Source organism: Micromonospora palythoicola (assembly GCF_036689795.1).
GTDB lineage: Bacteria > Actinomycetota > Actinomycetes > Mycobacteriales > Micromonosporaceae > Micromonospora > Micromonospora palythoicola.
Map to the genome: position 1 here is coordinate 77744 of NZ_JBAGKI010000006.1, position 26076 is coordinate 103819.

General features: G+C 71.3%; 27 protein-coding genes and 3 tRNA genes. 11 read left to right on the forward strand and 19 right to left on the reverse strand.

Translation table 11 applies throughout. The features are described 5' to 3' along the window. Positions 1-8: 8 nt before the first annotated feature. Positions 9-1370 (reverse strand): ABC transporter substrate-binding protein, encoded by a 1362-nt coding sequence (locus tag V5O40_RS04460; RefSeq protein ID WP_332904263.1) that lies wholly within the window; start codon positions 1368-1370, stop codon positions 9-11. 154 nt (positions 1371-1524) lie between these two features. On the opposite strand from V5O40_RS04460, the gene V5O40_RS04465 reads away from it, so the two are divergent. Beyond that, complete coding sequence (locus tag V5O40_RS04465; RefSeq protein WP_269740386.1) at positions 1525-1914, forward strand: hypothetical protein; 390 nt, start codon at positions 1525-1527, stop codon at positions 1912-1914. Positions 1915-1948: 34 nt separating this feature from the next. Here V5O40_RS04465 and V5O40_RS04470 read toward each other — a convergent pair whose 3' ends face one another. Then, positions 1949-2461 carry an SRPBCC family protein gene (locus V5O40_RS04470; RefSeq protein WP_164446642.1) on the reverse strand — a complete coding sequence of 171 codons (513 nt, stop codon included), beginning with the start codon at positions 2459-2461 and terminating at the stop codon, positions 1949-1951. Positions 2462-2658: 197 nt separating this feature from the next. On the opposite strand from V5O40_RS04470, the gene V5O40_RS04475 reads away from it, so the two are divergent. Then, complete coding sequence (locus V5O40_RS04475) at positions 2659-3939, forward strand: hypothetical protein (protein ID WP_332904264.1); 1281 nt, start codon at positions 2659-2661, stop codon at positions 3937-3939. Positions 3940-4065: 126 nt separating this feature from the next. On the opposite strand, the gene V5O40_RS04480 is transcribed toward V5O40_RS04475, so the two are convergent. The 5 genes from V5O40_RS04480 to V5O40_RS04500 are packed head-to-tail and all read right to left on the reverse strand — an operon-like array spanning position 4066 to position 6548. Beyond that, a complete protein-coding gene (locus V5O40_RS04480) occupies positions 4066-4671 on the reverse strand; it encodes a methyltransferase family protein (protein WP_332904265.1) in 606 nt (201 codons plus the stop codon). A gap of 4 nt (positions 4672-4675) precedes the next feature. Further along, positions 4676-5371, reverse strand: a complete 696-nt coding sequence (locus V5O40_RS04485; protein ID WP_332904266.1) for a cation transporter — start codon at positions 5369-5371, stop codon at positions 4676-4678. After that, positions 5368-5715, reverse strand: coding sequence for an ArsR/SmtB family transcription factor (locus V5O40_RS04490; protein ID WP_332904267.1), 348 nt, complete (start codon positions 5713-5715; stop codon positions 5368-5370). Before V5O40_RS04490 ends, V5O40_RS04485 begins: the two co-directional genes overlap by 4 nt. Positions 5716-5760: 45 nt before the next feature. Beyond that, on the reverse strand, positions 5761-6198 hold the full coding sequence (locus V5O40_RS04495; RefSeq protein WP_332904268.1) for a MerR family transcriptional regulator: 438 nt from the start codon (positions 6196-6198) through the stop codon (positions 5761-5763). Continuing rightward, the gene (locus tag V5O40_RS04500) at positions 6195-6548 is read right to left on the reverse strand and encodes a hypothetical protein (RefSeq protein ID WP_332904269.1); all 354 of its coding nucleotides are present in this window, start codon (positions 6546-6548) and stop codon (positions 6195-6197) included. Before V5O40_RS04500 ends, V5O40_RS04495 begins: the two co-directional genes overlap by 4 nt. An 81-nt stretch (positions 6549-6629) precedes the next feature. On the opposite strand from V5O40_RS04500, the gene V5O40_RS04505 reads away from it, so the two are divergent. Next, entirely contained in the window at positions 6630-6956 is a 327-nt protein-coding gene (locus V5O40_RS04505) for a hypothetical protein (protein ID WP_332904270.1), read from the forward strand. A gap of 191 nt (positions 6957-7147) precedes the next feature. Here the strand turns inward: V5O40_RS04505 and V5O40_RS04510 are convergent, their stop codons facing one another. From V5O40_RS04510 to V5O40_RS04560, 11 genes are all read right to left on the reverse strand, one after another. After that, positions 7148-7552: a type II toxin-antitoxin system VapC family toxin gene (locus V5O40_RS04510; protein WP_332904271.1), complete on the reverse strand. Its 405-nt coding sequence runs from the start codon at positions 7550-7552 to the stop codon at positions 7148-7150. Then, positions 7549-7746 (reverse strand): hypothetical protein, encoded by a 198-nt coding sequence (locus tag V5O40_RS04515; RefSeq protein ID WP_332904272.1) that lies wholly within the window; start codon positions 7744-7746, stop codon positions 7549-7551. Before V5O40_RS04515 ends, V5O40_RS04510 begins: the two co-directional genes overlap by 4 nt. Positions 7747-8021: 275 nt before the next feature. Then, on the reverse strand, positions 8022-8432 hold the full coding sequence (locus V5O40_RS04520; RefSeq protein ID WP_332904273.1) for a hypothetical protein: 411 nt from the start codon (positions 8430-8432) through the stop codon (positions 8022-8024). Positions 8433-8570: 138 nt separating this feature from the next. Further along, positions 8571-8644 (reverse strand) — tRNA-Phe (locus tag V5O40_RS04525). Between the two features lie 103 nt (positions 8645-8747). Then, positions 8748-8821, reverse strand: a tRNA-Asp gene (locus V5O40_RS04530). A 33-nt stretch (positions 8822-8854) separates the two neighbouring features. Beyond that, a tRNA-Glu gene (locus V5O40_RS04535) sits at positions 8855-8927 on the reverse strand. A gap of 154 nt (positions 8928-9081) precedes the next feature. Continuing rightward, on the reverse strand, positions 9082-9870 hold the full coding sequence (locus V5O40_RS04540; RefSeq protein ID WP_332904274.1) for a polysaccharide deacetylase family protein: 789 nt from the start codon (positions 9868-9870) through the stop codon (positions 9082-9084). A 129-nt stretch (positions 9871-9999) separates the two neighbouring features. Beyond that, positions 10000-10941 (reverse strand): MerR family transcriptional regulator, encoded by a 942-nt coding sequence (locus V5O40_RS04545; protein WP_332904275.1) that lies wholly within the window; start codon positions 10939-10941, stop codon positions 10000-10002. Further along, on the reverse strand, positions 10931-11521 hold the full coding sequence (gene idi / locus V5O40_RS04550) for an isopentenyl-diphosphate Delta-isomerase (protein ID WP_332904276.1): 591 nt from the start codon (positions 11519-11521) through the stop codon (positions 10931-10933). Before idi ends, V5O40_RS04545 begins: the two co-directional genes overlap by 11 nt. 55 nt (positions 11522-11576) lie before the next feature. After that, positions 11577-13058 (reverse strand): phytoene desaturase family protein, encoded by a 1482-nt coding sequence (crtI, locus tag V5O40_RS04555; protein WP_332904277.1) that lies wholly within the window; start codon positions 13056-13058, stop codon positions 11577-11579. A 30-nt stretch (positions 13059-13088) separates the two neighbouring features. Next, positions 13089-14243: a polyprenyl synthetase family protein gene (locus V5O40_RS04560; protein ID WP_332904278.1), complete on the reverse strand. Its 1155-nt coding sequence runs from the start codon at positions 14241-14243 to the stop codon at positions 13089-13091. A 65-nt stretch (positions 14244-14308) separates the two neighbouring features. Here V5O40_RS04560 and V5O40_RS04565 point away from each other — a divergent pair, with 65 nt between their 5' ends. Together V5O40_RS04565 and V5O40_RS04570 are read left to right on the forward strand one after the other, a co-directional pair. Continuing rightward, on the forward strand, positions 14309-15220 hold the full coding sequence (locus V5O40_RS04565) for a phytoene/squalene synthase family protein (protein WP_332904279.1): 912 nt from the start codon (positions 14309-14311) through the stop codon (positions 15218-15220). Continuing rightward, positions 15217-16539 carry a cryptochrome/photolyase family protein gene (locus V5O40_RS04570; RefSeq protein ID WP_332904280.1) on the forward strand — a complete coding sequence of 441 codons (1323 nt, stop codon included), beginning with the start codon at positions 15217-15219 and terminating at the stop codon, positions 16537-16539. Before V5O40_RS04565 ends, V5O40_RS04570 begins: the two co-directional genes overlap by 4 nt. Here the strand turns inward: V5O40_RS04570 and V5O40_RS04575 are convergent. Further along, on the reverse strand, positions 16536-17900 hold the full coding sequence (locus V5O40_RS04575; protein WP_332904281.1) for an Nramp family divalent metal transporter: 1365 nt from the start codon (positions 17898-17900) through the stop codon (positions 16536-16538). The two genes, V5O40_RS04570 and V5O40_RS04575, sit on opposite strands and share 4 nt — an antisense overlap. A gap of 159 nt (positions 17901-18059) precedes the next feature. Between V5O40_RS04575 and V5O40_RS04580 the strand changes: the two genes are divergently transcribed. The 6 genes from V5O40_RS04580 to V5O40_RS04605 all read left to right on the forward strand — a co-directional run bounded on the left by V5O40_RS04580 (position 18060) and on the right by V5O40_RS04605 (position 25989). After that, a complete protein-coding gene (locus V5O40_RS04580) occupies positions 18060-19538 on the forward strand; it encodes a dihydrolipoyl dehydrogenase family protein (RefSeq protein ID WP_332904282.1) in 1479 nt (492 codons plus the stop codon). A gap of 72 nt (positions 19539-19610) precedes the next feature. Next, positions 19611-20612, forward strand: coding sequence for a LacI family DNA-binding transcriptional regulator (locus V5O40_RS04585; RefSeq protein ID WP_332904283.1), 1002 nt, complete (start codon positions 19611-19613; stop codon positions 20610-20612). A 401-nt stretch (positions 20613-21013) separates the two neighbouring features. After that, positions 21014-22393: an ABC transporter substrate-binding protein gene (locus V5O40_RS04590; RefSeq protein WP_332904284.1), complete on the forward strand. Its 1380-nt coding sequence runs from the start codon at positions 21014-21016 to the stop codon at positions 22391-22393. Between the two features lie 74 nt (positions 22394-22467). Further along, positions 22468-23424: a carbohydrate ABC transporter permease gene (locus V5O40_RS04595; protein ID WP_332904285.1), complete on the forward strand. Its 957-nt coding sequence runs from the start codon at positions 22468-22470 to the stop codon at positions 23422-23424. A 13-nt stretch (positions 23425-23437) separates the two neighbouring features. Continuing rightward, a complete protein-coding gene (locus tag V5O40_RS04600) occupies positions 23438-24325 on the forward strand; it encodes a carbohydrate ABC transporter permease (RefSeq protein WP_332904286.1) in 888 nt (295 codons plus the stop codon). Further along, a complete protein-coding gene (locus V5O40_RS04605) occupies positions 24322-25989 on the forward strand; it encodes a glycoside hydrolase family 13 protein (RefSeq protein WP_408631826.1) in 1668 nt (555 codons plus the stop codon). The genes V5O40_RS04600 and V5O40_RS04605 overlap by 4 nt, the downstream gene beginning before the upstream one ends. The last annotated feature ends 87 nt before the right edge of the window (positions 25990-26076 follow it).

The window sequence follows — 26076 nt, forward strand, 5'->3', positions numbered from 1 at the left end:
CGACCGGCTCAGGAGGAGGTGAGCGCCGCCAGCGGTACGTCGGCGTCGGCGAGTGCCCGGATCACCGCGGCGGACTCGCTGAAGCCGATGATGAGCACCGCGTCGGCCCCGAACTGCTTGATCTGCTTGGCGCCCTCACCGAAGTTGATCGGAGCGGCCTCGGCGTCCTCCCCGGGCTCGTACCCGAGCAGCTTCACCCTGTCGCCACCGAAGCCGGCCCGCTCCAGCTCGGCCCGGACGACCTCCTGGAGCCCCTTGCCGTACGAGTCCGCACGCGCCACGATGGCGATCTTCTGCGGGCCGTCCCGGAGAATCACGTCGGCCAGCGCCCGGCCCTGCAGACTGTCCGGCGGTGCGGTGCGGAAGTAGAGACCCTTGTCGTCGGCCTCGGTCAGATCCGCCGCCGTGTTCGACGGCGAGAACAGGATCAGGCCGGCGTCCACCACGTCGGGCAGCACGGCCGCGGAGATGCCCGAGCCACCGGCACCGATGATCACGTGTACGCCGGCGTCGATGTGGCTGGCCACGGTCGCCTTGGCCACGGTCGGGCTGGTGCCGTCGTCGCCGTCGATCCAGACCACGTCCTCGCCGAGCACCCCACCGGCCGCGTTGATCTCCTTGAGCGCCAGCGCCGCACCGGCCGCGATCGGCGGATTGGCGATAGCCAGGTCACCGGTCTTGGGGAGCAGGCCACCCAGGACCAGCGGGGCGCCGCTGTTCGGGTCGGGGAAGTTGCCGTTCTGCCGCTTCGCCTTCGGTGGCTTCTTCTTGCTCGCCGCCGCCTCGTCACCGGCGCCGACGAACTCCGTCTTGGCGTCGTTGAGCTGTTGACCGTCGAAGTGCAGGGTCGCGTAACTGGCGGTCGCCGGCTCGCCCGCTTCCGTGAAGCCGGCCCGGGTGATCGACACGCTGCGGTACTCGATGTCGGTGCCCTGGCGGGCCAGTCGCAGGCACTGGCTCGCGGTGGTGCAGCTGGTGCCGTTGTTCGTGACGCCCACGATCTGCTTGGCGATGTCCGCGGGGTCGGTCGACCCGGCGAGCTGTGCCGCCAGTGCGCTGATCAGCACCGCGTCGTACGCCTCGGCGGAGTAGAGGTAGTCGGTCAACTTCGGGTCCACGGACCGTAGCCGGTTCTTGAAGTTGTCCGGCAGCGGCGTGAGCGGAGTGGTGCCCTTCATCCCGTCGACCAGGCCGGCGCGATCCTGCAACGCCTCCGGGTAGGAGTTGAGCATGTTGCCGTCCGTGCCGTAGAGGCGCACCTGTTGGGTGGTCGCCTCCTCGGGCTGGTCTTCCCCGCAGGCGCTGGTGGCAAGCAGGACCGTGGCGCAGACAGCCAGGATGGCCGTCCGCGAGCCGCGCGACATGTACATGGTCGTCCTTCCTCGGGCGAAGGTCCGCTGCGCAGACTAGCGTGCCGTGACGGGCGGCGGGACCGTGGAGGCCGGTCTATCCGCAGGTCGCCTCCACCATGTGCGGAGAGTAACCGTGGTGGGTTCCTTGACCGGCACCCGTACTGTGCGGTCCGTGACCGACTCGCCACAGCAGATGTTCGAGGACGCCGCCGCCATTCTCAGCTCGGCCCTCGACGGGGACTCCGACGCGGTGGTGGGAACCTTCGACGCGGTGGTCGACCGGGCCGGTCTGGCCGGTGCGTACGACGTGGCGTGGTGCCTGGCCGCGACGATGGTGGGGGATCCGGTGCCGCCCGGAGCCTGCGCGCTCGATTTTCCCGGCATCGACCAGGCCGGGTACGACGCCCGGTGGGTGGCCCGCTTCGTCAGCGCGTACGCCAACGCCGACCTGGACACCGCCCGGGCGCTGTTCGGCGCGGCGGCCGCCGACGGGTTGCTGCCGGAGTGTCTGCTCACGCTTGCCGGCTCGACCGTGGCGACGCTGCGGCAGCGGGCCGCCTGACCGTCCGCGTCGGTGGTCGCGCCCGGCTCGGCGCTCATGCGGGCGAGTGGATCAGTGTCGCCGCGTACCGGGAGAGCAGTTCGTGCCAGCCGGCGGTCAGCGCCCGCCGGTAGCCCTCGGCGGCGCTGCCGTGCCGGTCGAAGTGCCGATGTGCCACCTCGATGAGGGTGCCGGCCTCGGCGGGGGTGAAGAGCACCTCGACCTCGCTGGCCCGCGCCGGGTCGGGCACCGGTGCGCGATCCGCGCTGATCTGCCAGGTGAACACCAGGCGGCGGGGCGGATCCCAGGTCAGCACGCGCCCCCAGTCGGTGCGGAACCCGTAGGGCCCGACCTCGTAGAGCATCCCGCCGGGACGGGGCTCCATGCCCAGCTCGGCCAGGAGGGTGGGGCCCGACCAGGTGTACTCCATCACCCACCAGTCGGCGAGCCGTCCGGTGAAGACCTCGTACGCCCGGTCGGCGGAGGCGGGGACGAACAGGGTGCTGCGGAGTGCGAACCGTTCAAGTTCCTGCTGGATGTCGGTAGGATCGGCCATCCCCTGTCCCATAGGCCCGGACCATACCGGCTCATGCCCCCGTGCGCAGCTTCCTCCGATGTCTGTCCCGCCTGATGATCGCCGTACTCGTCAACGTCGATTGACCAGGCGCTGTCGATCCGCCACCCCGCCGGGATGGCCGTCCGGAGAGCGGGTATGCGCGGCGGGACGTCGCCGGGCGGTCCGCGACGGTGAGGCGGAGCGGGAACATGACAGACAGCGAAGAGTTCTCGGTGCCCGGTGCGGGACGGCTGGCCGGTCCGGACGGCAGCGACGCGCCGGAGCCGGACGTGCTGCTCGACGTTCCGCAGGTGTCGGTCAACTCGATCAAGCTCTCCGTGGACCGGTTGGACGCCGACCTGTCCCTGCGTGCCCGGCTCGCCGGTCTGCTCCAGCTCGACGCCGGTGTACGCGTACACGTCGAGGGCGTCGAACTCGACATCGACGGCGTGGAGGCGCAGGCCCTGCTGAAGGTGCGCCTGGAGAAGCTGGTGACGATCCTCGACCGCGCGCTGACCACCATCGACCGGAACCCGCAGGTGATCGACGCGCTGGCCCACACCGCGAGCGCGGCCTTGGCGGACGTGACCCGGGTGGCGGACGATGCTGCCGGGGTGGTCGAGCAGGTGGCCTCCGCTGCTGCGCCCGCCGCCGGCCGGACCGTGGTCCGGGCCGAACCCGCTGTCCGGCGGCCTGGCCTGACGACGGACCGGGCCGCACCGGTCACCGCCCGGTCCACCGAGAGGGCGGACCGACCGTCTGGCCGGCTGATCGGCGAGCGGGAAGATCCCACCGGCCCTGCGAAGCCGGCGGCCGGCGGCCCGGGCCCGGCGGCGGAGCGGCCGGGCGGGTCGGGTCCGGCAGCCGGTGGGCCCGGTCCGGCGGCCGGTGGGCCCGGTCCGGCGGCCGGTGGGTCGGGTCCGGCGGCCGGTGGGTCGGGTCCGGCGGCCGGTGGGTCGGGTCCGGCGGCGGTGCGGCCGGGCGGGTCGGGTCCGGCGGCCGGCGGTTCGGGTCCGGGAGCTGGGCAACCAGGTGGTGCGACCGACGACCTGGGGCAGCAGGTGGGTGCCATCGGTGCGGTCGCCGACCGGGCACCCGGCCGCGAACGGGACAACCAGGCGCAGATCCAGAGTCAAGGCCGGGAGGACGATCAGGACCGGGACCGGGACCAGAGCCGAAGCCGGGAGGACGATCAGGCCCGAGACCGGGACCCGAGCCAGGGTCGCCAGACGGAGCAGCCCGAGGACCGGGATTCGAGTCGAGGCCGGGACGTGGGCCGGGGAACGGGACCGGAGGAAGCGGCCGACCGGCATGATGGCCGGGGCCGCGAAAGGGCTGCCTCGTCGGAGCACGGCCCGTCCGGCGACGACGAGACGTCCAGCACTCGGCAGTTGGCCGAGCAGGCGGGGGAGACGCTCCTACATGCCGCGCGCAGCGTGTGGGAAGCGATCCAGAGCGGCATGGCGCAGCGCCGACAGCAGGACCGGTGAGCCGGTCGGAGTCAGCTGGCCCGACCAACCGCCACCGCACGAGATCCCGCAACTCGCGCTCTCCCCCCGCTCCGGAGGCCGCGACTTGCCGCAATCCGTTGCGCCTGACCGGCAGGAGGTCGACCGTCAGCCGGCGAGCCGTCCCAGCCCGGGCAGGAAGCGGCCGACGCGTCCCGCGTAGCGGCGGTAGGCGTCACCGTGGGTGGCCATCAGGTACGGCTCCTCCACCGCACGGACCTGTACCTGCAGCGCCACGATCAGGACGCCCAGGGCGGCGAGTGCCGCGGCGTTGGGCACCATGAGGGTGAGGCCGAGCATGGTCACGGCCATGGCGGTGAAGATCGGATTGCGGGCGTACGCGAACGCCCCTCCGGTCACCAGTTCGGTGCGTTCGTGCGGGTCGACTCCGATGCGCCACGAGGCACCCATGGCGAGTTGGGCGGCGAGTGTCGCGCCGATGCCGACGGCGGTGACGACGAAGCCGGCCACGTGCAACGGTCGGTGATCCAGACCGGGCAGCGGAGGCAGGCCGGCGAGGGCGGCGGCCGGGCCGGCGAGGCCGAGCACGAGGGCCGCGACGAACAGCAGCTTGGCCCACCACCGGAGCCGGCCGACCGGGCCGGCGTCGAGTCGCAGGCCGGTGTCTCCGGTGCGCCGCCACTGGGCGAACGTGCGCCAACCGAACGCGAGCAGCAGCCCGATCAGGTAGAGCAGAAGCGCGAGCCAGGCCATGGCGTCACACCTCCCGGTCGGTGCAGCAGTTGTCGGCACAGTCCGAGGTCCGCCCGTCGGTCTCGGCGATCCCAACCGGTCCGCAGTCGTCGCAGTGCTCGCCGCGCCACGCCTGCACGCCTTCCCTGACCGCGACCCCGGCGATGACGAACGCCGCGAGCGGGTCCGCCCAGGACCAGCCCCACAGGGCGTTGAGGAGCAGGCCGACGAGCAGCACCGCGGACAGGTACGTGCACAGCAACGTCTGGGTGGAGTCGGCGATGACCGTGGCGGAGCCGAGTTCGCGTCCGGTGCGTCGCTTGGCGGCGACGAGCAGCGGCATCACGATCAGCGACGCCACGGCCAGGCCGATCCCGACCGGGCTGGCCTCGGCGTCGGCACCGCCCACCAGCGACCGGAGAGCGTCGACGCTCACCCAGGCGGCCAGAGCGAAGAAGGAGAGGCCGATCAGCCGCAGCGCCAACCGTTCCCGGTCCTCGGGGACCCGGGAGCGGAACTGCCAGATCAGCACCGCCGCGCTGGACACCTCGACGAACGAGTCCAGACCGAAGCCGACAAGCGCGGCGGAGGAGGCCGCCGCTCCGGCGGCGATGGCGACCAGGCCCTCCAGGAGGTTGTAGCCGGCGGTGGCGTAGGCGAGCCACAGACTGCGCCGGGACAGCACCGCCCGCCGTCGCGGCGTGACGGCCGACGTGCTCACGCCCGCGCCTCTGCCGGGTCGCCGTACACGGGGCAGAGGGCGACCGCCGCGCCGGTGGCCGCCAGTAGCAGCTCGGCCGAGCGCAGCAGATCCAGCAGCTCGGGTCGGGTCAACCCGTAGAACGACTGGCGGCCCTCGACCCGGTAGTCGACCAGGCCGCAGTCGCGCAGGCAGGCCAGGTGCTTGGAGACCGTCGACTGGGCCATGCCCAACTCGCTGGTCAGGTCCACCACCCGCGCCTCGCCGGCCGTGAGACGGCGCACGATGGCCAGCCGGGTCGGATCACCGAGGGAACGGAACAGCGCCACGGCCGGGGTCGGTGCGGACGTGCAATCAATCGCCACAGGGCGATGATACCCGGACATGGCGATGTATTCTGCCGGCGGGCGCTATCGCGGGCTTCTTTCCGCGATTTCGGCGAAGGGCAGCGGACAGCAGGGACTGTCGGCGCAGGCGACCAGGTCGTCACAGCCGGCGGAGATGGCGGCGCGCAGGGTGTCGCGGACGACGGTCAGGTCCGCCAACTTCCGCTCGACCTCGGCGAGCTTGCTCCTGGCCCGGGCCCGCAGGCCGCCGTCCGGTCGACGACCGTGCCGGTGGCGGCCGGCGTCCAGCAGATCGGCGACCTCGTCGAGCGTGAAGCCGAGACGCTGCGCCGTCTTGATGACCCGCAGGAGATCGACCGTCTCGGCCGGATAGATCCGGTGCCCACCCGGTGACCGCTGGGGGGCGGCGAGCAGGCCGCGCCGTTCGTAGTAGCGCAGGGTCTGTCGGTTGACGCCGGCCGCGTCGGCCAACTCCCCACTGCGCAGCCCGTACGACGTCATGTCCGCCGCCGTACGGCCGCGACCCGGTCGGCGAGGGCGTCGAGCACGTCGACGTGCCCGGCCGGCACGCGAACGTCCAGGATCAGCGAATCCGGATCGGGCCGGAGCAGATCGAAGAGGAAGAACGAGCAGCACGACGACTCGCGGGCCGCCAGGTCGTGGGCCGTCTGCTCCACCTGTGCCGCGCTGTCCAGCCACAACCGCAGGTGCTGCGCCGACACCCGCTCGGCCGCGCGTACGGCCGCGCCGAAGAACCTGTCGAACTCGGCGAGCCGCAGCGGTCGGTCCGCTGTCGGCAGGGTGCACGCAGCCGGCACCCACGCCGCTCCGATGATGCCCTGGGAACTCATACCTCGACGGTAAGCCGGTACCCAGGTACCGGATGCAAGCTCCGAGGTCGGGCGTTGACACCCAAATGCATGATCGTTCCCGTGACGATGGATGACTCGGACCCGGTACTGACCGCCCTGCGTCTCGTCGGTGCGGTCCTCAGCATTGCCGTGGTCCTGCTCGGCCTGCGGGTCGCGGTGACGCGGCGGTTTCCCGTGGTCTGGACGCGGGCCGCGCGACTGACGGAGCGGCAGCGGTCCCAACCCCTCCGTCGCGGTGGCTGCCTCGCCCTGTGCGGTGCGGGCCTGCTCGTGCAGCAGGTGCCGTTTCTCGCCCCCGTGCCCATCGCGGTCGGACGGATCCTGTTCGCCCTGGCACTGCTGCTGGTCGTGAGTGCGGTGGGCTGGTTCGCCCTGCTCCGGCGCTGAGATCAACCAGCCGAGTGCGCAAAGCAGAACGCCGACCGGCGTTTCCGCTGGTCGGCGTCGCAATAGCCCGGCGAAAGGCTATGTGGCCAGGGGCGGGGTCGAACCGCCGACCTTCCGATTCCAGGCACGAGCGGCACTCGGCTCTGCCACCGACCGCTGACGTAGGGTAGCGGCGGGCCGGGACGGTGCAGCTAAGAGACGTCGAACAGGCGCAGGCCGTCGTACTCCGCGAAGTCGGCGTAGTCCTTGCCGTTGAAGGTCGCCAGCGGAAGCCGGTCGACCAGGCAGCAGGCCGCGATCCAAGAGTCGTTCGTCGGCCGAGGACGCCCCCGATGCTGCGCCCTCGCCTGGAGCTGGCCCCAGGTGGTCGCCACCGCCTCGTCAAAGGGCAGCACCACCACGCCGGATCGCCACTGCGCGAGATCAGCGAGCTTGCGCGGCCCCCAGCTCCGCAGCACGGTCCACTTGGTCAACTCTCCGAGCGTGACGAACGTGATACACGGGGTCTTACCGGCCAGCCGGGCACGAAGCCGGTCATGCAGTCGGCCTCGCAGGATCGCCGACGCGACGTCGGTGTCCAGGACGACCAGGCTCACGCGGCATTGGCCCGCCGAGAGGCGTACAGATCGGCGAGGAAGTCATCCAACTCTTCGTCGGACTCGAACAGATCCGGGCGGGCCAGATCGTCAACGGAGGCGACCGGCCGCACGCCCTGACGGCGGGCCAACTCCTCCGCCGGCACATGCTCCGCGGTCGGCCACTCGGACATCCGCTCGGCGTTGCTCGACATCACGACCCACCTCCTCCAACACACACCGTTGCCCATTGTCTCACGGTCAGCACCGGCACCACCGTCACTCGGCCGCGCGGAGAGCCGGAGACACGGCCGAGCCGTCCTGGCCCGGCAGCCCGGGGGTAAGCCACGTCCGCCGGACAACCACGCGGCCGTGCCGGCCACGTGGGCCGGTAACGTGTCCCAGCCGGTCAACAGCGGTCATGATCCGGCACACCCCCGCTGACCACGCGATCCGGGCAGATGGTCGACCTTGTGGCTGTCGACCGGAGTCAGACGGGGTAGTCGGTCCGATGGACGTAGGTGAGCTGGCCCGGCTCGACGCCCCAACTGATGAGCAGCTCTTTCAGGTCGTTCTCGTCCTGAGCCTGCGCGGTCCGCAGGTCGGTCATGCCGTCACCTGGCCCGATGCACCAGTCGTTGTCAATGTGGCTGGCGTCGAACTCGCGGTGAAACAGGTTGAAGGCCTGCTTGTCACCGGCGGGGGCGGAGGGCCGGATCGGGTGGATGGCGACCCAGGCCCGTCGTCCAGGCGCGGAGGCGGGGACCTCAGCGACGAGTTGCTGCCCGCGCCGGAGCGCGGTGCGGAGCGGGATCGGCCATCCTTCGGTCACGCGACGATTGAACCATCGGTTGATTCCTGGAAGGCAGCCTGATCTCGCAGCACCGGCCGCGCGATCCACGTGCGATAGGAGGCCGCAACTGGGGGATTCCGGTGGCAACGAGAGCCAGACCGGGCCGCCGGCCTTCTGGGGCGCAAAGCAGAACGCCGACCGGCGTTTCCGCTGGTCGGCGTCGCAATAGCCCGGCGAAAGGCTATGTGGCCAGGGGCGGGGTCGAACCGCCGACCTTCCGATTTTCAGTCGGACGCTCGTACCAACTGAGCTACCTGGCCGTGGTGCTCGGGTCATGCTACCCAACCTGCGGGATCGCCGCTGGGGCGGGTCACATGCCCCGATACGCAGAACGCCGCGCTAGCTGCGCGGCGTCAGCGCTTGCGGTCCTGACGGGACTTGAACCCGCGACCTCCGCCTTGACAGGGCGGCGAGCACTCCAACTGCTCCACAGGACCTTGCTGGTGTTGCCTCCGGCCTGAGCCGAACCGTGCCCCCAACGGGATTCGAACCCGTGCTACCGCCTTGAAAGGGCGGCGTCCTGGGCCGCTAGACGATGAGGGCGGCCCCGCCATCATTGCACACTCGCAACGTTGAACGGACTTGCTCCCATCCGGCCCCGCCGGAGGCTTCGAAAGCATACGTGATGGCGTACCGGTCGACCAAACCGGTATGGCGGCAGCCACAACGGCACCGAAAACACCAGCTCAGAGTCGGTCTAGGTGAGCCTGGCGACGCCGTGCTCACGCTTCAGACCGGCGATCACCCTGGCGCAGGCCGCGAGGGTGGCCGCCCGGTTGCCGCCCCCGTCGTGCAGCAGGACCACGGCTCCCGGGCGGGCCGAGCGCTTCACCCGCTTCTCGATGGTGGCCGCCGTCGGCTTGGCCCAGTCCTGCGGGTCGACGGTCCAGTGCAGCGAGCGCATGTCGAGCTGCTTGGCGACCTTCACCACCTCGGCGGTCCACCGGCCACCGGGCTGACGGTAGAACGGCACCTTCGCCTTCGGCGCCGCCCGCCTGATCTCCCGGTTGGTGCGCACCAGGTCGGCGCGGATCTCGGCGACCGGCCGCCGGGCCAGGTCGAGATCGTGGTTCCAGCTGTGGTTGCAGAGCTGATGCCCCTCCCGGACGATCCGCCGCAGCAGGCCCGGATGCTTGCGGACCTGGGTACCCACCACGCAGAAGGTGGCGGTCACCTTGGCTGCCTTGAGGCGGTCGAGCACCTTCGGAGTCCAGGCCGGATCCGGGCCGTCGTCGAAGGTGAGGGCCACCTTGGCGGTGCCGGTGGTGCGGACCAGGCCGGCCGGCAGTTTCGCCGGCAGCGGCCGTAGCCGCGGCTTGGGCGGCACGGCGCGGGTCGGTGACGGAGCAGGCTCCGGCGGCAGGGCGGCCGAGGGTGGCGGGCTGGACGGGGCGGTGGCCGCCGGCGTGCCGCCACCGTCGCCGCAACCGGCGACGAGCAGGACGACCAGGCCGGTGAGGCAGGCCAGCAGGGCACGGTGACGCATCGTTCGCTCCCGAGAGGGGTTCGGGGTACGCGGACGCCCCGACGCTAGTTCACCCGATTCGAGTGGGCCGACGCCGGGTCAGGACGCGTGCGCCCTGGGTTGCGGGCCGAGCCGCCAAAGGCCGAGCGGTCAGGAGGCGGCCGGGCGGTCGAGCGAGTCGTGCACGGCGACGGTGAGGGCGACCGCCTCGGTCAGGTCGCTCGGGCGTACCACGCCGACCGGCAGGCTCCGGGCCGGCCAGCCCGGGCCGGCCGCGAGCACCAGCAGCGGCCGGCCCGGCGCGGTCAGCAGGGCGGTGAGTTGCGCCGGGTCGGCGGTGGCCCGAGTCTGTGACCAGAGCACCACGGCGGCCGGACCGGTCCGGCCGACGGCGGCGAGCAGCGCGGTCACCGGTACCCGGGAACCGAGCATCCGGTAGCCGACGCCGGCCTCGGCCAACGCTGCGGCGAGCGCCTCCAGTGGCAGGCTGTGCTGTTCCTCGTCGGCGCAGGCGAGCAGGACGCGCGGTGGCCCGGACGCGGGGCTGGCGGACGCCACCGCACCCAACGCCGCCGAGACACAGCGGGACACCAGGTGCTCGACGTCGATCACGTCGCCGGTGGCGGCGTGCCGCTCGCCGAGACCGACGAGCAGGGGGCGCAGCAGCCGGTCCCAGGTCGTGACCACGCCGTCGGCGGCGATCGCGCGGGAGATCGTTTCACCGATGGCCGCGGCGTCCAGCCGCATCGCGGCGCGGGCCAACCCCCGAACCGCTGGCCCGGCCCGGCCGACCGGAATGGTCGAACCGCCGCCGTCGCGTCGTCTGAGCACGGCACGGGAGGCACCGACAGCCGCGAGGGTGTCCGGCGCCTGACGGGCCCACCGGGCCGCCTCGGCGGGGCTGACTCCTTCGGCGGTGAGTCGCCGCATCACCTCGAGGCGGGCCAGGTCGGCCGGGGTGTAACGCCGGTGGTGGCCGGGGATGTGCTGGCTGGGTCCGAGGCCGTACCGCTGGTGCCAGGTACGCAGTGTGGTCACCGCGACCCCCAAACGTTGGGCGACCACGCCCGCGCTCAGCGCCTCATCGGCCACCTGACCGCTCCGGCGCGTCGTCGGCCGGCTGCCCGGGCGGTTGTGCGGGCTGCCGCAGCCGATCCAGCACGCCTCCCAGCCACGGCGCGTAGGCGTCGGGGTCACGGTGCAGCGCGGCGGCGAGCTCGGTCGGCTCCACCCAGCGCAGCTCCGAAACCTCGGCCGGCTCCGTGCGTAACGGCCCGTCGGGGTGGAACTCGCCGCGCAGCACGTGGTCGTACTCGACCTCGACCCGCCCGGTGGCCGGATCCTCCGCCCGGTAGACGTAGACGCCGATCTCGCGCAGCGGCACCGGCCCGGCGCCCAGTTCCTCCAACAGTCTGCGGTTGGCGGCCTCGGCCAGCGCCTCCCCCGGCTGCGGATGACCGCAGCAGGAGTTCGCCCAGCGCAACGGGAAGCGGGTCTTCGTCGCGGCGCGCCGCTGGAGCAGCAGCCGGCCGTCCGGTGCCACGAGCATCACGGAGAACGCCCGGTGCAGCTGACCGGGCGGCTGGTGGGCGACGGCCACCGTGGTCTCCCCGACGGGCTGACCGGTGTGGTCGACCAGTTCGACGAGGTGGCTTTCCCGGGACTGCGGCATCAGCGCCACCCTCCGTCGGTCAACTCGGAGTCCGACACCGCCTCGCTCCGCGTGCTCACCGGGGCTCTCCGGTGATCCGGGCGGCGGCGAGCTTGCCGGAGATCAGCACCATGGGTACGCCGACACCGGGCTGGGTACCCGAGCCGACGAACACCACGTTGGACAGCGAGCGGTGCAGGTTCGACGGTCGGAACGGGCCGGTCTGGAACAGGGTGTGCGCGGAGGCGAACGGCGTACCGGCGGCCATGCCCTGCTCGGCCCACTCCGCCGGGGTGATCGCCCGCAACACCTCGACACCCGCCCCGAAGTCGACGTATCCGCGCTCCTCCAGGGTGGCGATGAGCTGATCGGTGTAGCGGGCGGTGAGGTCGCCGCGCCAATCGAAGGGCGCCCGGTCGAGGTTCGGCACCGGAGCCAGCACGTAGTAGGTGTGCCGGCCGGCGGGTGCCACCGCCGGGTCCGTCCGGCTCGGGTTGGTGACCAGCAGGGACGGGTCGGACATCAGGTGGCCGCGTCGGATGACCTCGTCGAAGGTGCCCTGCCAGGCCCGCCCGAAGTGGATGTTGTGGTGGGCGATCCGTCGGTAGCCCTGGGTCGAACCCACGTGCAGCACGACGCACGAGGGCGAGTAGGTGAGCCGGCGCTGCCGGGCCGGCGGCAGCAGGTCGCGGTAGGCCACCGGTAGGTCGGGGTTGAGCACCACGGCGTCGGCGGGGACGAACTCCCCGTCGGCGGTCACCACCCCGGTGGCCCGGCCGTTCGCGGTCTCCACCCGGGTCACCGTGGTGCCGTACCGGATGCGCACGCCGTGCTTCTCGGCGGCGCCGGCCAGGCCCCGGGAGACCGCGTGGATGCCGCCGCGCGGGAAGAAGACCCCGGCCACCGAGTCGAGGTACGCGATGACCGCGTAGATGGCGAGTGCGTCGTGCGGAGCGAGACCGGCGTACATCGCCTGGAAGGAGAAGATCCGTCGGGTACGCGGATCCCGGAAGAACTGGTTGATCTTCGTTTGCAGCCGCCGGAAGGCGCCGGTGGCGACGAGCTTGAGCAGGTTGCCGGTGAGCAGGTCGGTCGGCGCGTCGAGATTGCGTTCGATGAAGTCGGCCCGTTCCAGTCGCCACAGGTTCCGGGCGAAGTCGACGAACCGCAGGTAGCCGTCGGCTTCCCGGGGTCCACAGACCCGGGAGATCTCCGCCGCCATCGCGGTGGTGTCGGTGAGCACGTCGAGCGTGGAACCGTCCGGATAGTAGGCACGGTAGGCCGGGTCCAGCGGCACCAGGTCGAGCCAGTCGGTCAGCTCCTCACCGACCGCGGCCAGCGCCTCGGCGATGAGGTCGGGCATGGTGAGCACCGTGGGGCCGGTGTCGAACTCGTAGCCGTCGACGCTGAGCCGACCGGCCCGTCCCCCCGGCACCGGCTCGCGTTCGAGCACTGTCACCTGGCGTCCGCTGCCCGCCAGATGCAGCGCGCAGGCCAACCCGCCGAGCCCGGCCCCGACAACCACCACCCGATCAGTACGCCCGTCAACGGTCCGCACCGGCGACCACCTCTCTGTGCACGGAGCCCATCATGCCCGCCGATGGGTGGCGGCGGTCGCGAGGCCGACAAGTGCGGTACGGGCGGTCTCGTCGACGGGGACCGCGTCGAGCGCGGCCAGGGCGTCCTCGACCCGCTCGTCGATCATCCGCTCGATCCGTCGCACGGCGCCGGTGTCGACCACCACCTCGGCGAGCCGGGCGATCTCGGGCCCGTCGGCGCGTCGGCCGGCGCCGTCCAGTGCCCGTAGCTGTGTCGGCGTGGCCAGTTCCCGGGCCAGGACCAACAGCGCCGTCGGTTTGCCGGTACGCAGGTCGTCGCCGGCCGGCTTGCCGGTGGTGGTCGGGTCACCAAAGACGCCGAGGAGGTCGTCGCAGAGCTGAAAGGCCTCGCCCACGGCGAGGCCGTAGCGGGTGTACGCCGCGGCCAGCTCGCTGTTCCCGTCGACGCCGGCCAGGCTGGCGCCGAAGAGCAGCGGCCGCTGCACGGTGTAGCTGGCGGTCTTGTACCGGGCCACCCGGAGCGCCCGGTCCACCGACCAGCTCTGCGGGTCGGTCTCGCCGAGGACGTCGAGGTACTGCCCGGCGACCGTCTCCACCCGCATCCGGTCGTAGCCGCGTCGTAGCTGGAGCAGCCGGTCCGCCGGCAGCTCGGCCAGGGCGAGCAACTGGTCGGCCCAGACCATGCAGAGGTCACCGATGAGTACGGCGACCGCCTCGCCGAAGCGCCCGGAGTCACCGTTGCGGCCCGCCGCGGCGTGCTGGGTGGCGACCGCCACGTGCGCGGTGGGTCGACCGCGTCGGGTGGCGGAGGCGTCCATCACGTCGTCGTGCACCAGCGCGAAGGTGTGCAGCAACTCCAAGGTGGCCAGTGCGGGCAGCACCGGGGTCACCGGCACGTCGCCGCCGACCGCGCCACGCCACCCCCAGTAGGCGAACGTGGGCCGGACCCGTTTTCCGCCGGAGAGGACGCAGTCGCGGGCGGTGGCGGCGAAGCCGCCCATCGCCGGGTCGATCGCGGTGAGCGCGTCCACCTCGGCGGTCAGGAACTCGGCGAGCGTGTTGTCGACGGCGATGACGATGTCGCGCGTGTAGGCGGCCAACACCGCAGCGATCGGGTCGTCTCCACCGACCGGCTGCTCAGGGGCCACGCGAAGGAGGTTACCGGTTGGTCCGTCGCTGGCCATGCCGCTGAGCGTACCCTAGGGTCTCAAGTTGCGTCGATTGGTGCGTCGAATCAGAGGAGGGCCCGGTGGACCTGGATCTCGCCGCTGCCTACGACAGATGCCGTGAGCTGCACAGACGGCACGGCCGCACCTACTATCTCGCCACCCGGCTGCTGCCCGCATGGAAACGGCGGCATGTGCACGCTTTATATGGGTTCACTCGCTACGCCGACGAGATCGTCGACCAGACCGACGCCCTGCCACCGGCCGAGCGTGCGGCCCGGCTGGACGACTGGGGTGGACGGTTCGTCGCCGGGCTGCACGGCGCGCCGGTGAGCGACCCGCTGCTCCCGGCGGTGCTGCACACCATCGCCGTGTTCGACCTCGATCGGGAGGACTTCGCCGCGTTCCTCAAGAGCATGGCGATGGACCTGACCGTCACCTCGTACCGCACCTACGAGCACCTGCTGGACTACATGGAGGGTTCGGCCGCGGTCATCGGCACGATGATGCTGCCCATCCTGGGCAGCTCCGATCCGGTGGCGGCCCGCGAGCCCGCCCGCCAGCTCGGCTTCGCCTTCCAGCTGACCAACTTCATCCGGGACGTCGGCGAGGACCTGGCCCGGGGGCGGACCTACCTGCCCGACGAGGACCTGGCCGCCTTCGGCGTGACGCGGGACGACCTGGCCGCCTGCGCCGCCGCCGGGCGGGCCAGCGAGCCGGTCCGCGAACTCATCCGGTACGAGGTGACCCGCGCCCAGGCGCACTACCTCGCCGCCGCGCCGGGCGTGGTCCTGCTCGACGGCGCCTCGCAGGCCTGCATCCGTACCGCCTACCTGCTCTACGGCGGCATCCTCGACGAGGTGGCCGCCCAGGACTACGACGTGTTCGCCCGCCGCGCCACGGTCCCGCAGCGGCGTCGGCTGGGCGTGGCCACCCGCGCCCTGCTCTCACCGGCCGGCAGCCCGGTCGCCGTGCCCGGTCCGCCGCCGCGGTGAGCGACCGTACCGCCGTCGTGCTGTTCACCCGCGACCTGCGGGTGCACGACCACCCGGCCCTGGCGACCAGCTGCGCCGCCTTCGACCGCGTGGTCCCGCTGTACGTGCTGGACCCCGCGCTCGCCGAACTGTCGCCGAACCGCACCCGCTTCCTGCACCAGAGCCTCGCCGCGCTCCGCGAGGCGCTGCGCGGGCTCGGCGGTGACCTGGTGCTGCGCCACGGTGATCCGGTGGCCGAGACGATCCGGCTGGCCGGCGAGGTGGGTGCCGAGGGCGTCGCGCTCTCCGCGGACGTCTCCCGGTACGCGGCCCGCCGGGCGCGACGCCTGGGCGTCGAGTGCGACCGGCACCGGCTGCGTCTGAGGTTCTTTCCCGGCCTGACGGTGGTCGAGCCGGGAGAGCTGACCCCGGCCAGCGGTGACCACTACCGGGTGTTCAGTCCGTACCACCGGGCGTGGAGCGCTCGGCGGTGGCGGGCGGAACTGTCGGCGCCGACCACCGTGACGTTGCCGGCCGGCGTGCCGGTCGGGCGCCTCCCGGCGCTGCCGCCGGGAGAGTCGCCGGACGCGGTCGCCGGCGGGGAGGACGAGGCGCGACGTCGGTTGGCGCGGTGGCGGCCCGACGTCGCGCGCTACGGCGACCGCCACGACGACATGGCCGGCGACGCCACCTCCCGGCTCAGTCCGTACCTGCGCTTCGGCTGCCTGTCACCGTTGACCGTGGCCAACGCGATCGACGACCGGGAGTCACCGTTCGTCCGGCAACTCTGCTGGCGGGACTTCTACCACCAGGTGACCGCGGCCTTCCCCGACCTGCCCCGCAAGGCGTACCGGCGGCGGGCGACCGAGCACTGGCGCTACGACGAGCAGGCCCTCACCGCCTGGGCCGAGGGACGCACCGGGCTGCCGGTCGTGGACGCCGGCATGCGTCAGCTACGGGCGCAGGGGTGGCTGCACAACCGCGCCCGCCTCATCACCGCCGGCTACCTGACCAAGACGCTCGGGTTGGACTGGCGGGACGGGCTGGCGGTCTACTTCCGGTGGCTGCTCGACGGTGACATCGCCGACAACTCGGGCAACTGGCAGTGGGTCGCCGGCACCGGCAACGACACCCGGCCGTACCGGGGATTCAACCCGGTCCGGCAGGCCGAGCGGTACGACCCCGACGGGGCGTACGTGCGGCGGTGGGTGCCCGAACTGGCGTCGGTGGCCGGTGGGGCGGTGCACCAGCCGTGGCGACTGCCCGAAGCGTTGCGCCGCACCCTCGACTACCCGCCGCCGCTGGAGCCGCCCGGCGACACCCCGGTCTGGCTGCGTTAGCCGAGCACCTGCTGCCACAGGTAGTACAGCGCGAAACCGGCGAAGAACACGATCGCGATCACCACGAGGCCGGTGGCCACCCGACCGGCGCGCAGCGCGGCCGGCAGCGTGCGCCGGTTGAGCCAGAGCACGAGCGCCGCGACGAGCGGAATGTGCAGGGCCTCGATCGACCCCGCCACGGTGAGCAGCGCCACCGGATCGCCGAAGATCACGAACACCGTGAACGGCAGCACCGCGAGCCAGCCGACGACGGCGACCCGGCCGATGACCAGCGGTCGGGCCCACGGCCGCTGCGTGAGGTGGTCCGGCAGGGCCTTGCGGATGCCGTCGGTGTACAGCCGCTTCCAGCCGTCGATGTTGGTCAGCGTGGCGGTCCAGAAGGCCGAGATGAGGCCCACCACCATCAACCAGAACCCGACACTTCCGAAAACCTCACTGAACAGCGTGGTCAGGTCGCGGGCGACGTCGGACTCCGCGGGCACGATGCCCTCCGGACGCAGCAGTTCCGCACCGAGCACCAGGAAGGCCACCGTGATGATCCCGACGCCCACGACGGCGAACGTCGAGTCGAGCGTCATGGTCCGCAGCCACTGACGTACCCGGGCCACCTGACCGTCGTCCAGGCCGCGCGGGTCGAGCCGGGTCGGCTCCTCCAGCGCGCCGACACCCACACCCTTCGCCGCGACCCAGTACGAGTACCACATCAGCCCGGCGGCACCGTTCGACAGAAATCCCAGCCAGGGCAGGATGTCGGCGACCACGAGATCCTCGGGCACGCTGGGCACCACACCCGATGCGGCCTCGCCGAGGTCGGGGCCGACGAGGACGGCGGCCAGGACCACCCCGACCGCCAGCAGCAGCCCGATGACCCGGGACACCCACTCCACCCCGGTGTAGTGACCGAACAGCACCAGACCAGCCGCCGCCGCGATGACCACCGCCGTCCAGAGTTGGATCGGACCGGGTACGGCCAGGGTGAAGGCGCTGCCAGCGGCGCTCGCGATGCCGGCGATGGCGGCGACACCCACCACCAGCTGCGGTACCAGGATGACCCACAGCGCCCAGCCACGGGGACCGGGCAGCTCCGCCATCCCGCTGAGCAGCCGTCGGCCGGTCACGACGCTGTAGCGCCCGATCTCCCGGGTCACGAAGAGCTTGAGCAGCAGGGCCGCGACCAGCGCCCACAGCAGGGCGTACCCGTACTGGGCGCCGACCCGGGGCGTGAACAGCAGTTCTCCGGTGGCCAGGGCGGCCAGCGCCCAGAGCACGCCGGGGCCGATGTAGCCGAGTTTGGCGCGGCCGGTCGGCGGCTCCGGCACCGTCACCCGTCGTTCGCGGCTGCTGACCAGCGCCTCTTCCATCACCCGTACCCTTCGTCGTCGGTTTCTGCTGTCCTTGGCCCTACCCATGTGGCCCGGCGTCGTACCGGTGGGGCGCGGATCGAGTCGGTCCCGCTCCCGGTCCGCCGACGTTGGCGTGGCCGGGTGGCCGAGGGCTGCCCGGTGCGCGATGCTGGCGGCATGGCGGAGTCGGAACTGGTCGACGTGGTGGTGCTCGGACTCGGAGTCGGCGGGGAGGAGGTGGCCGGTCGGCTGGCGGAGGCCGGGCTCACCGTGGTCGGCGTGGAACGCGACCTGGTCGGCGGGGAGTGTCCCTACTGGGGGTGCGTGCCGAGCAAGATGATGATCCGGGCAGCGAACGCGATCGCCGAGGCCCGCCGGGTCGACGGCCTCGGCGGCACCGCACAGGTCACCCCGGACTGGGCGCCGGTGGCGAAACGGATCCGGACGGAGGCCACCGACAACTGGGACGACCGGGTGGCGGTGCAGCGCTTCACCGACAAGGGCGGGCGCTTCGTACGCGGCAGCGGCCGACTCGACGGGCCGGGTCGGGTGCGGGTCGGTGACCAGGTCTTCCAGGCTCGCCACGGCATCGTGCTGGGTACCGGCACCCGCCCGTCGGTGCCGCCGGTGGACGGGCTGGCGGACACCCCGTACTGGACCAACCGCGAGGCCGTCGAGGTCGAGGAACTGCCCGGCTCGCTGCTGGTGCTGGGCGGCGGCGCGATCGGCCTCGAACTGGCGCAGGTCTTCGCCCGCTTCGGCGTACGGGTCACGGTGGTCGAGGCGCTCGACCGGGTACTGGCCGTCGAGGAGCCGGAGTCGTCCGAGGCGGCGGCCGCCGCGTTGCGGGCCGACGGGGTGGAGATCCACACCGGGGTCAAGGCCGCCCGGGTCGAGCACGGCCTCGGCGGGTTCACCCTGCGCGGCACCGGGGGCGAGGAGTTCACCGCCGAGCGGCTGCTGGTGGTGACCGGCCGCCGCGCCCACCTCGACGAGTTGGGGCTGGACTCGGTCGGCGTCGACCCGGGCGGGCGGTACCTGCCGGTGGACGACCGGCTGCACGTCACCGAGGGAGTCTGGGCGGTCGGCGACGTCACCGGCGAGGGTGCCTTCACCCACGTCGCCATGTACCAGGCGTCCATCGTGGTCGCCGACGTGCTCGACCACGCGCGACGGTCGCGGGGTGGCGCGGACCCGAGCGGTACGGCCAGCGTGGTCGGCGGCGCGGTCGGCGTGGCCAGTTCGCTGGCCGCCACCGGATCGAGCGGTTCGGCGGGTTCGGTGCCCCGCGCCGACTACCGGGCGTTGCCCCGGGTCACCTTCACCGATCCGGAGATCGGCGCGGTCGGTCTCACCGAGCAGCAGGCCCGCGACCGCGGCATCAACGTGCAGGTCGGCTTCACCCGGCTGGCGTCGTCGGCCCGGGGCTGGATCCACGAGACCGACCAGGACGGCTTCATCAAGCTCGTCGCGGACGCCGACCAGGGGGTGTTGATCGGGGCGACCTCGGCCGGCCCCGCGGGTGGCGAGGTGCTCTCCGGTCTGGTGGTGGCGGTGCACGCGGCAGTCCCGCTGAGCCAGCTCCGGCACATGATCTACGCGTACCCGACCTTCCACCGGGCGATCTCCGACGCGTTGCGCAATCTCGGACAGTGACCGGATAGCATCCGTCATCCTGCGACAGGTGACTGTTCTTTTCTTGCAGTTAGCCGGCGTACTATTGCGGCCGTGACGAAACGACTGACCGAGGTCGCCCGCAAGGCAGGCGTCAGCGAAGCCACCGTGAGCCGGGTGCTCAACGGCCGCGATGGCGTGGCCGAAGCGACCCGGACGGCGGTGCTGACCGCCCTGGACGTGCTCGGTTACGAGCGACCGAGCAAGCTGCGCGGTGAACGTGCCCGACTGGTCGGGCTGGTGTTGCCCGAGTTGCAGAATCCGATCTTCCCGGCGCTGGCCGAGGTGGTCACCGGCTCGTTGGCGCAGCGCGGTTTCACCCCGGCCCTGTGCGCCCGCACCATCGGCGGCGTTTCCGAGGCGGCGTACGTCGAGATGCTGCTGGACCACCAGGTTTCCGGCGTGATCTTCGCTGGCGGGTCGTACGCGCTGGCCGACGCGTCGCACGAGCACTACCGACGGCTGACCGACCGAGGGCTGCCGGTGGTGCTGGTCAACGCGGGTGTGGACGAACTCGGCTTCCCCCGGGTGTCCACCGATGACGCGGTGGCGGTCGAGCAGGCGTACGGCCACCTGCGCTCGCTGGGGCACGAACGGATCGGCCTGGTGCTGGGGCCCGAGGACCACGTGCCGTCGCGGCGGAAACTGACGGCGATGGGCCGGGTCGCCGGCTGGGACGCGGGGACCGAGTGGGTCGAGCGTTCCAGCTTTTCGATGGAAGGGGCCCGGGTCGCGGCGACCAAACTGGTCGATCGGGGAGTCAGCGGGATCATCTGTGCCAGTGACGTGTTGGCCTTGGGCGCCATCCGCGCGGTGCGCCGGCTCGGCCGTTCGGTGCCCGACGACGTCTCGGTGGTCGGCTACGACGACTCGGCGTTCATGACCTGCACCGATCCGCCGCTGACCACCGTCCGGCAGCCGATCGAGACGATGGGGCAGGCGGCCGTGGACCTGCTGGTCACTCAGATCGAGGGCGGCGGTGTGCTCACCGACGAGTTGCTCTTCGAGCCCGAACTTGTGGTGCGCGGCTCGACGGCGCCCACGCCACGCCGCTGACTCCACCGGCACCGATCCGGCACCGCCCCGCCGTTGTGGAGCCGCGGGCCGCTCCGCTCCGCCCCCGCTGAACCCGACGCTCTCGGCCGCCGACCGCTATCCGCGGTCGGCGGCCTTTTCCGTCGTTGCCGCGCCCTGCGTGACGTCGTCTCGGTCCCACGACATCTGCCATCGCGGTCGCCCTCTGGCAGAAGACAGTCACTTAATTTCAAGAGTTAATTCAAACCTTGCTGCATCGAGTCGCCGACGCTACAGTGACTCCACTCACACCTGGCCGCCGGTAGGTAACGGAGGGTCAGAGGCGCAGCGCGGACACCGATCACCAGCAGGTCTCGCGGCGTGGGACACCAACCGCCGATCACCGACTTCACCTAGACACCCGTTCCCGAAGGGATGGACAGATGTCCGTACCGCAGTACCGGAAGGCAGCTGCGTTGACGCTCGTGGCCGGTCTGGGGCTCGGCCTCGCGGCCTGCTCCACCAAGAGCGGCGACACCAGCGGCGACGCGAGCGGCAAGGTCACCATCACCGTCGACTGCCAGCCGGTCGGCGCCCAGAAAGAACTGCTGCAGAACTGGAACGCCGACGTCGCCGAGTTCCAGCGGCAGAACCCCGACATCGTGGTCAAGAGCGTGAGCGTCGGCGAGCAGTGCAACAACCCGCCGGACTTCACCGCCCGGCTGGCCGGCGGCACCGTGACCGACGTGTTCTACGGGTACATGACCGACCTGCAGCAGGTGCTCGACTCCGGCCAGGCGATGGACATCACCGAGTACGCCACCACGGACACCATCCCCACCTGGGACAGCGTCGACCCGGCGCTGAAGGAGGTCTTCACCGACGACGGGAAGCTCTACGCCGTACCGGTGAAGAACTACTCCATGGGCCTGGTCTACAACAAGGTGCTGTTCCAACGGGCCGGTCTCGACGTGAACAACCCGCCGAAGACCTGGGCCGAGGTCCGAGACGCCGCCAAGAAGATCTCCGCGCTCGGCGACGGCATCGCCGGCTACGCCGAATACAGCGCCGGCAACACCGGCGGCTGGCACTTCACCGCCCTGCTCTACTCGCAGGGCGGCCAGGTGCTGACCGCCGACGGCAGCAGGGCCGACTTCAACAACGCCCTGGGCCGGCAGGTTCTCCAGAACCTCAAGGACATGCGCTACGGCGATGACAGCATGGGCGACCGTCAGCTGCTCCAGTGGGGCGACCTGCTGACCAACGCGGGCGCCGGCAAGGTCGGCATGTTCATCGGCGCGCCGGACGCCACCCAGGCGATCGTCAGCCAGTTCCAGGGCAGGTTCGAGGACTGGGCGATGGGGCCGCTGCCCGGCCAGGACGGCCCGGCCAAGAGCACGCTCGGTGGCGGCGAGGGCTACTTCTTCAAGAAGGACCTCACCCCGGAGCAAGTCCGCGCCGGTCTCAAGTGGATCGCGTACCAGAAGCTCACGCCCGGCAAGGGTCAACTCGACTACGTCCGGGCCAAGCCACAGAACTACCCGGTCGGTCTGCCGCAGCCGCTGCTGTTCACCAACGGCAGCCAGGCGCAGCAGCAGGAGCTGGAGCTGCGCAAGGCCAACGCGAACGTGGACACCGCGAACTTCGCGAACTTCGAGGCCAACCCGGTCCCGATCAAGGGTGAACCGCGCAACGCGCAGGCGATCTACGCGGTGCTGGACGCGGTGATGTCCGGCGTGCTGACCAACCCGAACGCCAACATCGACACGTTGCTCAGGACCGCCGAGGAGAAGGTCAACAAGCTCCTCGCCGCCGAGAGCTGAGTACCGGGGCGGGGGCCTCCGGCCCCCGCCCCGGATCGCACCCGTCGTCCGGTCATCCACCCACGGGAGTCGTCTTGACGATCACCACCGCCCCCGGGGCGGTCAGAGCAGCGGATCGCCCCGGAACACCGCCTCCGGCCCGGGCAAGGCGGACCAGCCTCGGCCGCACGGTACGCGACCAGCTCACCGGGCACGCGTTCCTGATCGGTGCGGTGCTCTGCTTCGCGGTCTTCTCCTGGTACCCGATGGTGCGCGGCGTCGTGATGAGCTTCCAGCGCACCCGGCGCGGCGAAACCACCTGGGTCGGCTGGGACAACTACCTCCGGATCCTCGACGACCCCAGCTTCTGGACCGCCTGGCAGAACACCTTCTACTTCACCGGCCTCGCGCTCGTCCTCGGGTACGCGGTGCCGTTCTTCGTGGCGATCCTGCTCAACGAGTTCCGCCATGCCCGTGGGTACCTCCGGATCCTGGTCTACCTGCCGGTGATGCTGCCGCCCGCCTCGGCGCTGTTCCTGTTCAAGTTCTACGCGTACGACCCCAGCGACGCGGGGCTGTTCAACGCGATCCTCAAGGGTTTCGGCCTGCCCACGTCGCAGTGGATGCAGTCGCCGGAGATGACGATGCCGGCGATGGTGATCGCGTCGACCTGGATGAACATGGGCAGCGCTGTGCTGATCTACCTGGCCGCGTTGCAGAACATCCCGGGCGAGCTGTACGAGGCGGCCGAGCTGGACGGGGCCGGGATCTGGCGGCGGATCATGCACGTCACCATTCCGCAGACCCGGCTGATTCTCGCGCTGCTGGCGATGCTCCAGATCGTCGCCACCATGCAGCTCTTCATCGAGCCGCTGATCCTCGCCAACGGCGCGGGCGCGGAGGACTCAGCGACCTCGGTCGCATACCTCATCTACCAACACGGGTTCTTCCAGAACGATCTCAACGGCGCGGCGGCACTCGGAGTGATCATGCTGGTGGTGCTGGCCGGGTTCTCCGCCGTCTACCTGCGGCTCACCGCGAGACAGGACTAGGAGGAGACCACCCATGGCATCGGACACCGGGACCCGGACCCTCATCTCACGGGCCCAGCTTCGGCGCGGTCGCGGACGGGCCGCCTACTGGATGCTGCTCGCCGTCGTGGTCGTCGGGTTCACGCTCGTCTTCCTCGGGCCGCTCTACTGGATGGTCACCGGAGCCCTCAAGTCCGGCCAGGAGATCGCCCAGACCCCACCGTCGCTGTTCCCGCAGGATCCACAGTGGCAGAACTACGCCGACGCCTGGCACAACCTGGCGCTGGCCAAGCTGCTGTTCAACACCTTCTACTACGCGACCGGTGCGGTGCTGTTCCAACTGGTCTTCGACACCGCCGCGGCGTACGCCCTGTCGAAGCTGCGCCCGGTCCTCGGCAACGTGATCCTCGGCATGATGCTGGCCACGCTGATGATCCCGGCGATGGTCCTCATCGTCCCGCAGTACGTGACCGTGATCGACCTGCCGATCCTGCACATCAACCTGCTCGACTCGCCGTTCGCGATCTGGCTTCCCCTGGTCGCCAACGCGTTCAACATCTTCCTGCTGAAGCGGTTCTTCGACTCGATTCCGGAGGATCTGATGGCGGCCGCCCTGATGGACGGGGCGACCCCACTGCGCACGCTCTGGTCGATCGTGCTGCCGATGTCTCGGCCCATCCTCGGCGTTGTCTCGATCTTCGCGGTGACCGCGGTCTGGAAGGACTTCCTCTGGCCGAAGCTGGTCATGCCGTCTCCCGAGACCCGCACGGTAAGCGTGGGGATCTACGCCTTTGCCGGCGGTACGCCGATGAACGTGGTGATCGCCGCGTCGGTGATCGCCGCGATACCGACCGTCGTCATCTTCCTGGTGTTTCAGCGAAACATCATGTCCGGCCTCACCACGGGCGGTCTCAAGGGATGACCGCCGAGCTCAGAAAGCAGGTGCGCGTGTCCGCAGCAGCCAGTGGTCCGTGGTGGCGGGGAGCGGTGATCTACCAGGTGTACCCGCGCAGCTTCGCCGACGGAAACGGCGACGGCGTCGGCGACATCGCCGGCATCCGATCACGGCTGAACCACCTGTCGGCGCTCGGCGTCGACGCCATCTGGTTCAGCCCCTGGTACCCCTCCCCGATGGCCGACGCCGGCTACGACGTCGCCGACCATCGCGACATCGACCCCGTCTTCGGCAGCCTGGCCGAGGCGGAGGCGCTGATCGCGGAGGCGCACGCGCTCGGCATCCGGACCATCGTCGACGTGGTGCCGAACCACTGCTCCGCCGCACACCCCTGGTTCCAGGCGGCGTTGGCCGGCGGCCCGGGAGCACCGGAGCGGGAGTTGTTCTGGTTCCGGCCGGGGCGCGGCCCGAACGGCGACCAGCGACCGACCGACTGGGTGGGCGAGTTCGGCGGGCCGACCTGGACCCGGACCACCGACCCGGACGGCACGCCCGGTGACTGGTACCTGCACCTCTTCGCCCCCGAACAGCCGGACCTCAACTGGGACCATCCGCGGGTGCGCGCCGAGTTCGAGGACATCCTGCGGTTCTGGTTCGACCGGGGCGTGGACGGCATCCGGATCGACTCGGCCGGGCTGCTGGTCAAGGACTCGACGCTGCCCGAGATCGTGGCAGATCGGCCGCACCCCTTCCACGACGTCGACGGGGTGCACGAGATATACCGGGACTGGCGGCGGATCGCCGACGCGTATCCGGGGGACCGGGCCCTGATCGGTGAGGTGTGGCTGCCGGACCGCCAGCGGTTCGCCCGCTACCTGCGCCCGGACGAGCTGCATGCCGCGTTCAACTTCGACTTCCTCGGCTGCGCCTGGGACGCCACCGCACTACGCGAGAGCATCGACGGCACGCTGAACGCACACGCGCCGGTCGGTGCCCCCGCCACCTGGGTGCTTGCCAACCACGACGTCACCCGGCAGGTGACCCGCTACGGACGGGCGGACACCAGGTTCAGCTTCGCGGCCAAGCGCGAGGGAATCCCCACCGACCTGGAACTGGGTACCCGTCGTGCCCGCGCCGCAGCGCTGCTGTCGCTCTCGCTGCCCGGCGCCGCCTACGTCTACCAGGGTGAGGAACTGGGGCTGTGGGAGGTCGAGGACATCCCACCCGCACTCCGGCAGGACCCGATGTTCGTCCGCTCCGGTGGCACCGACCCGGGCCGCGACGGGTGCCGGGTGCCGCTGCCGTGGTCGGGGGACGCTTCGCCCTTCGGCTTCAGCCCCGACGACGCGAGCCGCGTGCCGTGGCTGCCCCAACCCGCCGAGTGGAAGGACCGCACGGCCCGGACGCAGACCGGTGACCCGCATTCGATGCTGGAGCTGTACCGGAGGGCGATCGCGTTGCGGCGTACCGAGGCGGCGCTCGGTGACGGGACGCACACCTGGTTGCCGGCACCCGACGGGGTGCTGGCCTTCCGCCGGGAGCCCGGCTTCACCTGCCTGGTCAACCTGTCCGGCGGTGCCGTGCCACTGCCACCGCACACCCACAAGCTGCTGGCCAGCGGCCCGCTCGACGACGACCGGCTACCCCCGGACACCGCCATCTGGCTGCGTACCCCGGGCCGGTCCGGGTGACTCCCGCCGCGCCAGCGCACCACCGACCGAACCACCAGCCCGCGCCGACGAGGAGGTACCCGCACCGCCGTTCCGCCACCACCACGG